The sequence below is a fragment of the Alcaligenes sp. GCM10023179 genome, assembly GCF_042653705.1.
Lineage (GTDB): Bacteria > Pseudomonadota > Gammaproteobacteria > Burkholderiales > Burkholderiaceae_B > Alcaligenes > Alcaligenes phenolicus.
In genome coordinates, this window is record NZ_JBHSIQ010000002.1 from 949,126 (window position 1) to 962,725 (window position 13,600).

A 13,600-nucleotide genomic window follows, 5' to 3' on the forward strand; every position below is an offset into this window, starting at 1 on the left:
CCCATGAACATCCTGCGCCACCTGCTGCTGTCGCTGACCTTGCTCTTGCCTTTGGGCGTGCAGGCCCAGCCCATCGAAGTTACTGATGCCATGGGTCGTACCGTTACCCTGCCTGGCCCCGCCAAACGCATTGTGCTGACTCAGGCACGTCACTTCCCGGTACTGGCTTTGGTCCACCCCGAGCCTGCAAACCTGATTGCAGGCTGGTCGGACGAGTTCAAAACCTCCTTCTCCAACGAGTACGAGACCTATCTGAAGCGCTACCCGCAACTGGCCAGTATCCCTATTGTGGGTCGCCATACGGCAGATACCTTCTCGATCGAACAGGCCCTGGCCCTACGTCCGGATCTGGTCGTGCTGACGGCTGCCTTTGCGGGCCTGACTCCCGGTCAGGACACACGCGACTCGGCCCTGATCCAGCGCCTGACTGCCGCCAAAGTGCCCGTCATTGTGATCGACTTCTTTGTGAACCCGCTGGAGAACACCGTACCCAGCCTGCGCGCATTGGGCTACGCCGTGGGTGAGAAAGAACGCACCGACGAGTTCATCCAGTTCTACGAAGAACACATGCAGGGCGTTGCCCAGCGACTGGCCGATCTGCCCAAGGCGGATCATCCGCCCGTTTTTGTGCATGCCCATGCAGGCAGCACGGACTGCTGCAACTCGCCCGGCGCAGGCACCTTTAACGACATGATCAGCTATGCAGGCGGCCACAATATTGGCGCGGATGTCCTGAAAAGCTCCACCGGCAAGCTGAATTTTGAATACATCAATTCCCGCGCGCCTGTGGTCTATGTGGCTACGGGCACAGGCGCAGGCAAGCGCACCACCTCCGGTGGATTGGCTATTGGCACAGGCGTCAGCGAAGACCAGGCTCGTAAAAGCCTGCAAGCCATTATTGACGGCAATCGTCTGCAAGCCCTGCCAGCCGTGCGCAGCGGCAATAGCCACGGCATCTGGCATGCCTTCAACGATTCACCTTTGCACATGATCTTTATCGAAGCTCTGGCGGCCTGGATTCACCCCGACCGTTTTCAGGGCGTATCGGCCTTGAAGACATTGGAAGAAGTGAACCAGCGCTTCCTGACCGTGCCGATGGAAGGCACCTACATGATTGATTTGAAGCCCGCCCCCTAAGCCTTCATGTCACGCCTGATTCCACTGGAACTGCCGCCTGCGGGCGGCCATCCCCATCACGTCTTGCTACGCCTGCCAGACAGCAAGCCAGAACAAGGCCCCCTGCCTTTGCTGTGCCTGCTCGATGGTCAGTGGACCTTGCCCTTGCTGGAAGAAAGCGGCCACCCCGCCTTGCAGCACTGCGCGATTCTGTCGCTGGGTTACCAAGGCGAGCGCGATCAGATCACACGTTATCGCGCCCTGGATTACACCCCGCCCAGCCCGGACAGCACTCTATGGGAAGACCCACGCGTCCCCCAATGGCAGGCGGGTGGCGCTCCTGCCATGATCGAACAAGTGCGTATGGCACTAGTCTTGGCCCAAAGCATGGAGCCTGCGCTGACCCGTTCGCGCATCAGCCTGTACGGCCACTCCTACGCTGGCCTGTTCGTGCTGTATGCCCTTAGCCGGCAAAGCCTGCCCATTCAGCACTACCTGTGCGCCAGCCCTTCCTTGTGGTGGCGTGATCCCCTGATCTGGACCTTGCTGGAGCGGGTAGACAAGCCGGTGCTGGTAGATATTCTGGCCGGCGCCTCCGAGGCCTGGTATCCGCTTAGCGCTCAGGCAGCGGGCCCGGAAGGGCGCAAAAATGGTGTGCCTACCCTGCCCACCATGCAAAAACTCCAAGCGCACTTGCAAGCCCAAGGCATGCAGGCGAATCTGCATGTTCTGCCCGGAGCCGGCCACGGCCACGTTCTGGCTCAAGCCACCTTGCGTGCCCTGGAACTGGCTTGTGGCGCGGCTTAGCCGTGTTCTCCCGGCGCGCATAACGCGCCTTTTCATTTCATATCCAAGTTTTCCCGCCCTAGGGTAACTCCCCCCATTCATCCTCTTGTTTTAGGCCTCAACTTCTTTTAGTCTGTATTTATATGCAAGTGCATAGAAATCAAAAAAAGAGATTGGAGACAAACATGAAGGTAGCGGTATTAGGTGGCGGGCACGGTTGTTACGCAGCAGCGGCAGACTTGAGCGAACAGGGCCACGAGGTCCGTTTATGGCGTCGTGATACGGCCCAGTTGCAGCCCTTGCTGGACCGTCCAGTCATGACCTTGAAAGACGAAGCAGGCGAGCGCGAAATCCCCATTGCCAAAGTCTGCGCCGATATTGGCGAGGCCATCGCCGGTGCCGATCTGGTCCTGATTCCTTCGCCCGCCATTGCCCAAACCGATATTGCCCGCGTCATGGCTCCGCACCTGACAGACGGCCAGGTCGTATTTCTGCCCCCAGGCACCTTTGGCTCCTTCATCATGAGCGAGATCGTGCGCGGCACCGGCAACAAGGCCGATGTCAGCTGGGCCGAAACCGGCACCCTGCCCTGGCTGGCCCGCAAACATGGCGATACCGTCATCAACATCACCACCCGCGCCACCCGCCTGCCTACCGGCGTGTACCCCGCGCGCAATACCGACCACGCCCTGGAGGTGATTGGCAAAGTGTTCCCCAGCGTGGAGCGCTGCGAAGATGCCCTGTCCGGTGCCTTGATGAACGCCGGCCCCATCATCCACCCACCGCTGATCATGATGAACGCAGGTCCGCTGGAGCACTTCCCGGCCTGGGACATTCATAACGAAGGCACTCAGCCTTCGGTCCGTGCCGTGACCACGCAACTGGACAATGAGCGCATGCGCATTCGTGAAGCGCTGGGCTACGGTGCCCCGCACTTCCCGCTGTCCGACCATTATGAAAACGATCAGTGGATGTATGGCGACCGTTCCTCGCACTCCAAGCTGGTGAAAAGCGGCGACTGGCGCGAGAAGATCGACCTGCACGAACACCGCTACATGCGTGAAGACACCATGCTGGGGCTGGCCTTCTTTGCCTCGGTAGCCGACTGGGCCGGTGTAGATGCTCCCGTCACCAAAGGCTTGCTGGCGATTGCCGGTGCCATCGTGGGTGAAGATTTGCGCCAAGGCCAACGTACACTGGCCAGCCTGGGTCTGGACACGATGAGCCGCGAGCAACTGCAAGAGATGCTGCAAGCCGGGAGAGCCTGATGAACGCGCCCGCCCCGATCAAACGTATCGTTGCGGTGGGCGCAGGTCGCATGGGGCGGGGCATCGCCCTGGCCTATGCGCTGCGCGGCCAAGCCGTGACCTTACTGGATTTCAAACCCCGTCAGCCTGCTGATAGTGCCCGTCTGGAAGCCGAAATACGCCAGGAATTGCGTGCCACGCTGGAACAACTGGCCGACCTGGGCATGTTCGCCACCGAACAGATCGACGACCATCTGGCCTGCATCAGCGTCGCCCCCTTGAGCGCAGCGGCGCAAGTGCTGGGCCAGGCCGATCTGATTTATGAAGGCGTGCCCGAAACACAAGAAGCCAAGACCGACGCCCTGGGACGTATCGGTGAACTGGCCCGGCCCGATGCGCTGATCGCCTCCACCACTTCCACCATGTTGGCCTCGGATCTGGCCCCCATGTTGAGCCATCCGGAGCGTTTCCTGAACGCACATTGGCTTAACCCGGCATTCCTGATTCCACTGGTCGAAATCAGTGCCCACCCCGGCACCAGCGAGCAGACCTTGAGCCGTCTGCAAAGCAATCTGGAATCCATCGGCAAAGTGCCCGTGGTCTGTGGTTGCCACCCCGGTTTCATCGTTCCACGTCTGCAAACCCTGATCATGAACGAGGCCGCTCGCATGATTGAGGAAGGCGTAGCCAGCGCAGCCGATATTGATAAGGCCACCCGCTACGGCCTGGGTTTCCGCTTTGCCAGCATCGGCGTGCTGGAGTTCATCGACTACGGCGGCAACGACATTCTGTATCACGCCGGGCAATACCTGTCGCAGAACCTGGACCCGGAACGCTACGCCGTACCCGACATCATCACCCGTTATATGGAAAGTGGACGCAACGGTCTGCGCAGCGGACAAGGCTTTCACGAATACCCGGTGGACCAGCAACAAGCGTATCGACGCGACGTGCTGGCCCGCGTACTGGGAATGCTGGATCACATCGGCCTGGCCCCTGCCCGCGCCGAACACCTTGCCAAGGAGACACAGGAATGAAAAAAGACTCCCACGCTGCGCCTTCGTCTTGCTGCCCTCCAAGAGGGCGCTCTTCATCTTGGGACGGCCCTGCGATGAAGAAAACCGCTGCGTTGCTGTTTGCCCTGATGAGCTGTCACGGTCTGAGCCAGGCTCAGGAAGTCCCCACCTTGCGGGTAGGCTGGACCATTCCGGGCGAGGAAGCCAAATACCTGATGGCCAAGCGCCCCGAGCTGTTCCCGCAACTGGGCAAGAAATATCAAATCCAGTGGACTCAGTTCCAGGGCACCTCGCCCATGGTGCAGGCCATGCGCGCTGGCGTTCTGGAATGCTCCACCATGGCCCCCATGTCGCTGGCCAATGGCGCTATTGAAAGCGGTCTGGAAGCCTATATCGTGGCCCAGCACGTGCACTCGGACGATGATCACTTCTCCGTCTACTGGGCCGTGAAGGAAGACAGCCCGATCAAGACCGCGGCGGACCTGAAAGGCAAGGTCATTGGCACCAATGCTTATGGAGCCGGTGTGTACTTCGACATGCTGCTGTGGCTGCGCCAAAACGGTATCGACCCGGACAAGGACGTGAAAATCGTCGAAACCGGCTTTCCCCCTGCGGCCGACGCCATTCGCAGTGGCCGCATTGATGCCGGTCCCATGGCCCAGCCCTTTGCCCTGCTGAACGAGAAGAAAGGCGGTTTACGCAAACTGTTCTCCCTGTCCGAAGTGGCCAGCCCATCCGTACAGATTTTCGAAGCCTGCAGCAAATCCTATAGCGACGCCAATCCCGAAGTGGTGCGCGCCTATGTGCAGGACTTGAAAACAGCCATGGGCATGCTCAGCAAAGATCCTGCACTGGCCGTAGAAGTCACCGCACAAATTACCCGTGCGCCCAAGGACTTGCTGGCCCAGTACCTGTTCACCGACAAGGACTTTGCCCGCGTCCCGGACATGCAGCCTAATCTGGAATCCATCCAGGGCACCTACGACCGCTATCACAAGGCGGGTTTCCTGAAAAAAGCCTTGAACGTGCAGGACTTCTATCGGGCTGATTTACGCGAGGCAACACCATGATTGAACTGGATGGTGTCGGTAAAACCTTTAACACCCGGCAGGGCCGCAGCCATACGGCCCTGCAAGACATCGCCCTGAGCATTCCGGCAGGGCGATTCGTGTCTATTCTGGGACCCAGCGGTTGCGGCAAAAGCACCCTCCTCTATATGTTAGGGGGCTTTGAGTCCTGCTCCAGCGGCCAGATCCGCGTCAAGGGCAAGCCCATTACCGGCCCAGGCCCGGACCGGGGCCCGGTGTTTCAGGAGTACGCCCTGTTCCCCTGGAAAACCGTGCTGGGAAACGTGGCCTACGGCATGCGCGAACAAGGCATGCCCAAGGACCAGGCCGAACAGCGCGCCAGCGAATGGCTGGACAAGGTCAAGCTGGGGCCTTACGCCTCCTTCTATCCACGTGAACTGTCCGGCGGTATGCGTCAGCGTGCGGCCATCGCCCGCACCCTGGCCTATGAGCCGGACATCCTGCTGATGGACGAGCCCTTCGGGGCGCTGGATGCCCACACGCGCGTCACCCTGCAAACGGAACTGCTCAGCTTGTGGGAGCAGTTACGCAACACCGTGGTCTTTGTGACGCACGGCGTGGACGAGGCCGTCTTCCTGTCCGATACCGTGATTGTCATGACTGGCTCGCCCGGCCGTATCAAGGAGGTGGTGGAGATTGACTTGCCCCGCCCCCGCGTCCGTAGCGAGCTGCTGCGCAATCCGGTCTATCAGGAAACCATTATTCGTCTGGAGCAATCCTTGATGGCGGAGGCCCACCCATGACGCCACAGCACTGGTATGAACATCGCTGGGCCTCCTTGGTCATGGCGGCCATTCTGGTGCTGCTGGCCTGGGCAGGGCTGGCCCGTTGGGTAGGGCTGGATTCCTTCCCCAGCCCTTGGGCGGCCTTGGGCGAACTGCCTGCCCTGATCAGCGACCCGATGGCCTGGTCGGCAATCCTGCAGTCGGTTGGCCGCATGTTTGCCGGTTATGCCCTGGCACTGGTCGTGGCCGTCCCCCTGGGTCTGGCCATGGGCCGCAGCCGCCTGGTCTATACCGCTTTCTATCCTCTGGTGGCCCTGGCCTATCCCATGCCCAAAGCGGCCTTGATGCCGATCTTGATGCTGTGGTTCGGTCTGGGGGATTTCTCCAAGATCCTGGTTATTGCGCTGGGCGTGTCCCTGCCTTTGCTCTATCACAGCTATCACGGCGCAACCCGCATCGAGCCCAAGCTGATCTGGGTCGCCCAGTCCATGGGCATGGGGCCCATTGCCCGTCTGGGCAAAATTGTTCTGCCCGCCTCCTTGCCGGAAGTCATGATTGGCTGCCGGGTCGGGGTGGTCATGGCCCTGATCGTGATGGTGTCCTCCGAGATGATTGCGCGTCAGGAAGGTATAGGCAATCTGCTGTTCACCTCCATGGATATGGCGCAGTACTCCACGGTGTATGCCGTCATCATGCTACTGGCCGTGCTGGGCATTGCCTGCGATGCGCTGTTCGAGTTTGTCCGCAAACGCTGCACACACTGGCATGACTCGACCCAGAGCCTGATGGACAAAGGATGACGCTATGACCACCAAAACCTTAGCCTCACCGGGACAAGCTATGCGTTCTACTCAAACCCGCCCGGCCAAACGCCGGGATTTGTCGGGACTGTCTTTATGCATCAGTCCGGCCCTGATGCTGATTGTCTGGGAGCTGTGCACCCGCTCGGGCTGGGTCAGCCCGCAGTTGCTGCCTGCCCCCTCTTCCATTCTGATGCGTGTATTGGAACTGGCCGGTCAGGCGGACTTCTGGCAGAACCTGGGCATCACCGTCTACCGCCTGATCAGTGGTTTGCTGATTGCCTGTGTGGCCGGTGTGGCCCTGGCGCTGATTGCACAGCTGACGCGCTGGAGTTCGTTTCTGCTGGATGCCCTGATCCGTCTGCTGGCCCCTATCCCCAAGATCGCCCTTTACCCGGCACTAATCCTGATCATGGGGTTTGAAAGCTCATCGAAAATCGCTCTGGTGGTCTCGGATGCGATTTTCCCTGTGCTGATGGCCAGTTGGGTGGCTGCGCAAACGGTGGACCGCAAGCTGATCTGGTCGGCGCGTGCCGCCGGGACATCTCGCAGCGCCTGCCTGTGGAAAATCATTTTGCCCGCCATCAGCCCGACCGTGCTGGCCGGTGTACGGGTGGCAGGCGTCATTGCCTGCGTGGTGGTCTTTCTGGCCGAGATGATTGCCTCCACCGACGGTCTGGGCCATATGCTGACCGCCGCCGCACGCAGCTACCGCACGATTGATATGTTTGTACCCTTGGTCTGGATCTGTGTGCTGGGCTTCGCACTGAACCTGACGATTGCCGCTTTGCAGCGCAAAGTGGATCATACGAACTGATACTGAACCAACCACTTGCCCGGCCAATGGCAGCGCTGGCCGGGCTTTCGCAGGCTCACTCAATCACTCTGAACGAGTAGCCTGCTTTTTTTTTGCATCAAGGAAGCCGCTTCACTATGGCCAGCCGTACTCTGACTGACGCCTATACCGGGCACGATACGTTTATCCCCTATCTGCTCAATCGCAGCACCTCGGCCTTAAATGCTGACTTTCAAACCTTGCTGCGCAGCCATGAACTGACCTTGCTGCACTGGCGCGTGCTGGCATTTCTGAACGAAACCGACGGTCTGGGCGTCAGCACCCTGGCGCAATATACCGACGTGGATCAAACCACCTTGTCGCGCGCCCTGGTGGTAATGGAAAACGCGGGCCACCTGTCCCGCCAGCCCGACCCGCTGGACCAGCGCCGTGTACTGATCCATCTGCATGAGCAAGGTCGCCAGCACTTTCTGCGTGTTCTGCCCGCGGCTCTGGACATTCATCACCGCGCCATCCAGGGCTTTTCGGCGGAAGAACTGACCCAGTTGCGCCAGTTCCTGAACCGCATTCGCGCCAATATCAATGGAGATGCGCGCTAAATAGCCCGCCCCTGTGCTTTTTTATAAAGCGTCCGCGTGGCCGTTTTCATGCCGTTATCACCCTGAATCCGCCCCCAATCGGGGCGCGTTGCCTTTAAAGACCCACGCACGAAATGGACATTCAAGGGTATGAGCCTTTATTTACGTCAGGAAAGACCATAAAATGATAATGATTAACATTTAGTAGCGCAGCCTCCTGCCTGAGATGTCCTGCCAGGCAAGCTTGGCTTTCTTACGGAAAATAAGATCTCGTGACTCTCTCCCCTACCCGTGCTGGACGTCGCCAGCTTTTGCTGGCTGCCGCAGCCAGCCCTTTGCTGTTTGGCGTTCCCCGCCTGCTTCGCGCCCAAGACGGTCCCCTGAAAATTGCCCTGCTGACATCCTTGTCCGGCCCCTTCGCCTCCTTGGGCGAAAGCATGCGCGCCGGTCTGGAGTTGATGCTGCAACAGTGCAATTACGAGATGGGCGGGCGCAAGGTGCAGTTGCTGGTAGAAGACGACCACGGCAAACCGGACGAAGCCATCCGTAAAGTGCGCAAGCTGATCGAGCGCGACAAGATCGACGTTCTGGGCGGTGTCATCAGCGCCAATATCGCACTGGCCATTCGTGACATCGTGCACGATGCGCAACTGCCTACCTTCATTTCCAATGCCGCTGCCAATGGCCTGGCTCGTGAAGCAGCCAGCCCCTACGTATTCCGCCCCACCAAAACCAGCTGGATGCTGGGCCACACCGGCGCCTTGTGGGCCTTCGAGCACATTGAAAAATCCGGCGGCATCACGCTGGGTTCGGACTACACCGCTGGCCGCGAATACATTGAAGACTTCGCCAATACTTATCAGGAACAAGGCGGCACGCTGGGCGAGCGCATCTGGACACCCCTGGGTACGCCCGACTTCGCGCCCATCCTGATGAATCTGGCTGCCAGCAACCCCAAGTTTGTCTACACCTTCCTGGCCGGTGCCGACGCTGTGCGTTTCCACCAGCAAATGCAGGACTACCAACTGCACGGCAAGATCCAGATCGTGGGCCCCGGTGCCCTGTTCGATCAGGAAGACGTGATTACCGCTGTGGGCGAAGCTGCTTTAGGTGGCGTCAGTACCTTCCATCAATCGCCCGGCGCTCCGGCTGCCCAGGACTTTGTGGCTGCTTACCAGGCCAGCCGTGGCCGTTTTCCCGGCGAAGCCAGCACCTCCGGTTACGTGACCGGCCAGGTCATCAAGGCCGGTCTGGACGCGGTCAAGGGTGATCTGTCCAACAAGGCGGCCTTCAAACAGGCCCTGCTGGACAAGCCTATCAACACCGCCTTTGGCCCCATGGCTTTTGACCCGCGCAATAACCAGTCCATTCTGGATATTTACGTCAACCGGGTGGAAAAAGACGCGCAAGGTCGCCCCTTTAACACGGTGGTCCACACTTACCAGCGTATCCAGGACCCCGGCCCGCGTTCTTGAGCTCCACCTTGTCTTATTTTCTGCTTCAAATCCTCAATGCCCTGTCCTTCTCAGCACTGCTGATGTTGGCGGGGCTGGGGCTGTCTTTAGTGCTCAGCCTGATGAACTTCATCAACCTGACACACGGCTCTTTTTTCCTGCTGGGCGGCTATATCAGCGTCCAGTGGCTGGCATCCGGCGCGCCCTGGTGGCTGGCCTTTCCCGCCGCTTTCGCACTGTGCGGGCTGATGGGCCTGTTGCTGGACCGCTTCCCCTTTCGCCAGTTCTACCAGCGCACCCACTTGATGCAAGTGCTGCTGACCTACGGCCTGTCCGTCATTCTGGCGGATTTGATGCGCTGGGGCTTCAGCGCCGACACGCTCTCGCCCATGCTGCCGCAAGTGCTGCGGGGCGGTGTGTGGATCATGGGCCTGCCCTTCCCCACCTATCGTCTGTTCCTGATCGTCACCGGCCTGACGCTGGCCTTGCTGTTCTGGTTCCTGCTGGATCGCACCCTGTGGGGTGCCGCCATTCGCGCTTGCGTGCAGGACGCCCAGATTGTCGAAACCCTGGGCTTGAACTCGCGTCGCCTGTTTGCCATCGGCATGGCGCTGGCCGCCGGACTGGCCGGTTTGGGCGGCGCCCTGGGCGCTGGCATGCTGTCGGTTTACCCCGGTCTGGATGAAGAAATCCTCTTGCTGGCCTTGCTGGTGGTGGTTATTGGCGGCTTGAACTCGGTACGCGGCACCTTGCTGTGCGCGCTGATTCTGGGTTTCGTCACCACCTTTGCCCGCGTCTGGGTTCCAGCCTTTGCCAATGCCGCCACCCTGGCCGTCATGCTGGGCCTTCTGCTTTGCTGGCCCAATGGCTTGAGCAAATCCGCTACGCGTCAGGTTTAAATGAACAAGCTCAACACCTGCCTGCTGCGCACTGGACTTTGGCCTGCTCTGGCTTGCCTGGTCTTGCTGAGCAGCTATTTCTGGGGCGACGCCTTCTTGTGGCGCTTTGGCACCGAAGCCCTGCTGATTGCTTGCGCAGTCCTTAGCGTCAATCTCCTGATAGGTTACGGCGGTCTGGTATCCCTGGGCCACGGTGCCGTCTTTGGCTTTGCCGCCTATGCCACCGCTGTCAGCAGCCAGTATTGGGGCGCGTCCCTGCCGCTGATGCTGCTGGTGGGCATTGGGGCGGGCACCCTGCTATCCATATTGATGGCGCTGATCAGCCTGCGCAGTTCCGAGCTGTTTTTCATGGTGGCTACGCTGGTCGCCGGGCAATTGATCTGGGAAGTTGCATTTCGCTGGCGTGATGTCACGGGCGGTGCCGATGGCCTGCGCGGTTTCCCGCGTCTGAGCCTGGGCGATCTGCCCTTGAGCGCCCCTTACACCCTGATGATTCTGGCCCTGGCGCTGGCGGTCATCTGCTGGTTGCTGCTGCGTTCTTTCAGCCGCGCCCCAATCGGGCTGGCCTTGACCGGTCTGCGCGATCAGCCCTTGCGCATGGCCGCCCTGGGTTATCAGGCATGGCGTATCCGCCTTTACACCTTCATGATTGCAGGTGCGGTAGCAGGTGCTGCTGGCGGCCTGTATCCCTTTGCGAATCAGTACGTCAGCCCGCAACAAGTGCATTGGAGCTTCTCGGCCACGCTCATCATCATGGGTGTGATCGGTGGCATACGCACCTGGCGCGGCGCATTTATTGGGGCCACCTTCTATCTGTTTGCCCAGACCTACCTGAGCTCCTACACGGATCGTTGGCAGTTACTGGTAGGTTTGATCTTTGTGCTGACAGTTCTGTTCATGCCCAATGGTCTGGCAGAACGACGCAAGAGGTCTGCATGAGCGTTTTATTAAGCACTCGCGAACTGGCCTTGCATGTAGGCGGTCTGGATATCCTGACGGACGTCAGCCTGGAGCTGCGTGCGGGCGAAACCCTGGGGCTGATTGGCCCCAATGGCGCAGGTAAAACCACGCTGTTCAACATCATCAGTGGTCTGGCCTCTCCTTCCAGCGGTCAGGTCTTCCTGGAAGGCAAGGACCTGCGCAGTCTGGGCCCGATTGAACGCGCCAAACAAGGCATGGTGCGCAGCTTTCAGACCAGCCGTATTTTTCCTGAACTGACCCTGCTGCAAAACCTGGCTCTGGCCGTGCGCATCAAAAAAGATTGCGCCTACCACTGGTGGGGCCGCAAGGCCGCCCGCGCTGCCAGCCAAGAAGCAGCCGAAGCATTGCTGGAACATAGTGCCCTGGCCGGCCGGGGCCATGTGCTGGGTCGATCCCTGTCCTATGGAGAGCAGCGCATTCTGGATTTGCTGATCGCCCTGGCGCAGCAACCCCGCGTGCTCTTGCTGGACGAGCCTACCGCTGGTCTGTCCGAGTCCGAATCGCGTGAAGTCATGGCATTGGTCCACGCCATGCGCGGCCAATGTGCCGTGCTGCTGATCAGCCATGACATTGATATTGTTTTCCAGGAATGTGACCGGATTGCCGTGCTGTCATCGGGCACCTTGTTGACCTGCGACACCCCGGACGCCGTGCGCCAGCACGAAGGCGCGCGTCAGGCCTATCTGGGCGAACTGGCTTTGGAGGCGGCATGAGCACAGCGCTGAACATCTCCGGCCTGCATGCACGCTACGACCGTGCCGACATTCTGCAAGAAATTTCGCTGGATATCCCCGCCGGGCAAAGTGTGGCCCTGCTGGGCCGCAACGGCGCCGGAAAAACCAGCCTGCTGCACTGCCTGTTCAATATGGGCCCGCAGTGGAGCGGACAAATCAATGTGCACGGGAAAAACATTGCAGGTTGGCCCACGCACAAAATCGCCCTGCTGGGCATGGCTTTGGTGCCACAAGGCCGGGGCCGTTTCCCAACGCTGACCGTGCAGGAAAGCCTGCGTTTGGCCGGGCTGGCACGACGTCCGCGCTCGGATGATCGTTGGACGCTGAACAGTATCTACGAAGCCATGCCGCGCCTGTACGAACGCCGCCAGTCCTCCTGCTCCGCCTTGAGCGGTGGCGAACGACAATTGCTGGCACTGGCCCGTGCGCTGCTGACGCAGTCCTCCATTATTGTTCTGGACGAACCCAGCGAAGGCCTGGCTCCCATGACGATTCAGGACACCTTGCTGCCGCAGCTGCAAACGCTGAACGAGCAAGGCATTACCGTACTGATCGCCGAACAGAATTTAAGTCTGGCTCTGCAGTTGGCCGAACGCGCTTTGTTATTGGGTAATGGTCAACTGGTGTATGACGGCCCTGCCGAGCAACTGCGCCAGGACGCCGCCCTTTTGCAACGCCATTTGGGACTTTGACATGCTGTCTGTATACAGTTTGTCGCTTCCCTTGCCCGACGGTATGGAATCCTGGTTACGAAACCAGGTTCCCGACCACACCTTGGCGGTGATTGCCCGTCGCAGACAGCAGTCGGACCAGCATTTAAGCCTGCTGGCCCACGGTGCGCTGCGCCATTTTCTGGCGCCCTTGCTGGGCTGCACGCCACGCGCTGTTCCTATCGCCCATCTGGAACATGGCAAGCCCGTGCTGGATCTGGACGATGCCGATCTGCACTTTAGCCTGTCGCACAGCGGCGAGCGAGTGCTGATTGGAATTGCCAACCGAACTATAGGCGTAGACATCGAGGCCATGCGCCTGCCCGTCAAACCAGGGCTGGTCGAACATTGCAGTGTGCCGTCCGAGCGTTCCTGGCTAAAGAGCGATCTGGACTTCTACGCGCTTTGGTGTGGCAAAGAGGCCGCCCTGAAACATGCAGGCACGGGTTTTCATATTCAGCCTCAAGAATTATCCTTGGACGGTCACCCAGATCATGGATGCACCGTACAATCCCCCCATCCCATCTTGCAAGGTTTGGTGGTGCACAGTCACCGGCCGGTGGAAAACTATGCCGCCGCCATCTGCCTGAACACCCCCTTTGCTCCGTGGACAGTCAGCTTTTTGGACAGCGCTCAACTGCCTGACACCAAGCTGACTGAGCACGAGTAA

At 59.9% G+C, this 13,600-nt stretch carries 15 protein-coding genes; all 15 read left to right on the forward strand.

All coding sequences use genetic code 11. The features are described from left to right. Positions 1-3 precede the first annotated feature (3 nt). Positions 4-1,137 (forward strand): ABC transporter substrate-binding protein, encoded by a 1,134-nt coding sequence (locus ACFPDR_RS13720; RefSeq protein WP_376911253.1) that lies wholly within the window; start codon positions 4-6, stop codon positions 1,135-1,137. Positions 1,138-1,143: 6 nt separating this feature from the next. Beyond that, positions 1,144-1,923 carry an alpha/beta hydrolase gene (locus ACFPDR_RS13725; RefSeq protein WP_376911254.1) on the forward strand — a complete coding sequence of 260 codons (780 nt, stop codon included), beginning with the start codon at positions 1,144-1,146 and terminating at the stop codon, positions 1,921-1,923. A 164-nt stretch (positions 1,924-2,087) separates the two neighbouring features. Further along, positions 2,088-3,170, forward strand: a complete 1,083-nt coding sequence (locus tag ACFPDR_RS13730; protein ID WP_083054348.1) for an NAD/NADP-dependent octopine/nopaline dehydrogenase family protein — start codon at positions 2,088-2,090, stop codon at positions 3,168-3,170. Next, entirely contained in the window at positions 3,170-4,186 is a 1,017-nt protein-coding gene (locus ACFPDR_RS13735; protein WP_376911255.1) for a 3-hydroxybutyryl-CoA dehydrogenase, read from the forward strand. Before ACFPDR_RS13730 ends, ACFPDR_RS13735 begins: the two co-directional genes overlap by 1 nt. Before the next feature lie 74 nt (positions 4,187-4,260). After that, a complete protein-coding gene (locus ACFPDR_RS13740) occupies positions 4,261-5,235 on the forward strand; it encodes an ABC transporter substrate-binding protein (protein ID WP_009462834.1) in 975 nt (324 codons plus the stop codon). Next, positions 5,232-5,996, forward strand: a complete 765-nt coding sequence (locus tag ACFPDR_RS13745; RefSeq protein WP_009462836.1) for an ABC transporter ATP-binding protein — start codon at positions 5,232-5,234, stop codon at positions 5,994-5,996. The genes ACFPDR_RS13740 and ACFPDR_RS13745 overlap by 4 nt, the downstream gene beginning before the upstream one ends. Next, positions 5,993-6,778, forward strand: coding sequence for an ABC transporter permease (locus tag ACFPDR_RS13750; protein ID WP_035268452.1), 786 nt, complete (start codon positions 5,993-5,995; stop codon positions 6,776-6,778). The genes ACFPDR_RS13745 and ACFPDR_RS13750 overlap by 4 nt, the downstream gene beginning before the upstream one ends. A 40-nt stretch (positions 6,779-6,818) precedes the next feature. Beyond that, on the forward strand, positions 6,819-7,595 hold the full coding sequence (locus ACFPDR_RS13755) for an ABC transporter permease (RefSeq protein ID WP_226349577.1): 777 nt from the start codon (positions 6,819-6,821) through the stop codon (positions 7,593-7,595). Between the two features lie 116 nt (positions 7,596-7,711). Next, a complete protein-coding gene (locus ACFPDR_RS13760; protein ID WP_009462841.1) occupies positions 7,712-8,173 on the forward strand; it encodes a MarR family winged helix-turn-helix transcriptional regulator in 462 nt (153 codons plus the stop codon). 251 nt (positions 8,174-8,424) lie between these two features. Further along, positions 8,425-9,627 carry an ABC transporter substrate-binding protein gene (locus ACFPDR_RS13765; RefSeq protein WP_257724144.1) on the forward strand — a complete coding sequence of 401 codons (1,203 nt, stop codon included), beginning with the start codon at positions 8,425-8,427 and terminating at the stop codon, positions 9,625-9,627. A gap of 8 nt (positions 9,628-9,635) precedes the next feature. Next, positions 9,636-10,505 carry a branched-chain amino acid ABC transporter permease gene (locus ACFPDR_RS13770; RefSeq protein WP_035268872.1) on the forward strand — a complete coding sequence of 290 codons (870 nt, stop codon included), beginning with the start codon at positions 9,636-9,638 and terminating at the stop codon, positions 10,503-10,505. Next, positions 10,506-11,444 (forward strand): branched-chain amino acid ABC transporter permease, encoded by a 939-nt coding sequence (locus ACFPDR_RS13775; protein WP_009462849.1) that lies wholly within the window; start codon positions 10,506-10,508, stop codon positions 11,442-11,444. Further along, positions 11,441-12,199: an ABC transporter ATP-binding protein gene (locus tag ACFPDR_RS13780; protein ID WP_035268459.1), complete on the forward strand. Its 759-nt coding sequence runs from the start codon at positions 11,441-11,443 to the stop codon at positions 12,197-12,199. Before ACFPDR_RS13775 ends, ACFPDR_RS13780 begins: the two co-directional genes overlap by 4 nt. Further along, the gene (locus ACFPDR_RS13785) at positions 12,196-12,912 is read left to right on the forward strand and encodes an ABC transporter ATP-binding protein (RefSeq protein WP_009462853.1); all 717 of its coding nucleotides are present in this window, start codon (positions 12,196-12,198) and stop codon (positions 12,910-12,912) included. Before ACFPDR_RS13780 ends, ACFPDR_RS13785 begins: the two co-directional genes overlap by 4 nt. A gap of 1 nt (position 12,913) precedes the next feature. Continuing rightward, the gene (locus ACFPDR_RS13790; RefSeq protein WP_376911256.1) at positions 12,914-13,600 is read left to right on the forward strand and encodes a 4'-phosphopantetheinyl transferase family protein; all 687 of its coding nucleotides are present in this window, start codon (positions 12,914-12,916) and stop codon (positions 13,598-13,600) included.

Excerpts from the sequence above, each read along its gene's own strand:
- ACFPDR_RS13720 (WP_376911253.1), top strand. The coding sequence starts at position 4 with ATGAACATCCTGCGCCACCTGCTGCTGTCGCTGACCTTGCTCTTGCCT.
- ACFPDR_RS13780 (WP_035268459.1), top strand. The coding sequence starts at position 11,441 with ATGAGCGTTTTATTAAGCACTCGCGAACTGGCCTTGCATGTAGGCGGT.
- ACFPDR_RS13755 (WP_226349577.1), top strand. The coding sequence starts at position 6,819 with ATGCGTTCTACTCAAACCCGCCCGGCCAAACGCCGGGATTTGTCGGGA.
- ACFPDR_RS13760 (WP_009462841.1), top strand. The coding sequence starts at position 7,712 with ATGGCCAGCCGTACTCTGACTGACGCCTATACCGGGCACGATACGTTT.
- ACFPDR_RS13775 (WP_009462849.1), top strand. The coding sequence starts at position 10,506 with ATGAACAAGCTCAACACCTGCCTGCTGCGCACTGGACTTTGGCCTGCT.
- ACFPDR_RS13790 (WP_376911256.1), top strand. The coding sequence starts at position 12,914 with ATGCTGTCTGTATACAGTTTGTCGCTTCCCTTGCCCGACGGTATGGAA.
- ACFPDR_RS13730 (WP_083054348.1), top strand. The coding sequence starts at position 2,088 with ATGAAGGTAGCGGTATTAGGTGGCGGGCACGGTTGTTACGCAGCAGCG.
- ACFPDR_RS13735 (WP_376911255.1), top strand. The coding sequence starts at position 3,170 with ATGAACGCGCCCGCCCCGATCAAACGTATCGTTGCGGTGGGCGCAGGT.
- ACFPDR_RS13725 (WP_376911254.1), top strand. The coding sequence starts at position 1,144 with ATGTCACGCCTGATTCCACTGGAACTGCCGCCTGCGGGCGGCCATCCC.
- ACFPDR_RS13740 (WP_009462834.1), top strand. The coding sequence starts at position 4,261 with ATGAAGAAAACCGCTGCGTTGCTGTTTGCCCTGATGAGCTGTCACGGT.
- ACFPDR_RS13750 (WP_035268452.1), top strand. The coding sequence starts at position 5,993 with ATGACGCCACAGCACTGGTATGAACATCGCTGGGCCTCCTTGGTCATG.
- ACFPDR_RS13745 (WP_009462836.1), top strand. The coding sequence starts at position 5,232 with ATGATTGAACTGGATGGTGTCGGTAAAACCTTTAACACCCGGCAGGGC.
- ACFPDR_RS13785 (WP_009462853.1), top strand. The coding sequence starts at position 12,196 with ATGAGCACAGCGCTGAACATCTCCGGCCTGCATGCACGCTACGACCGT.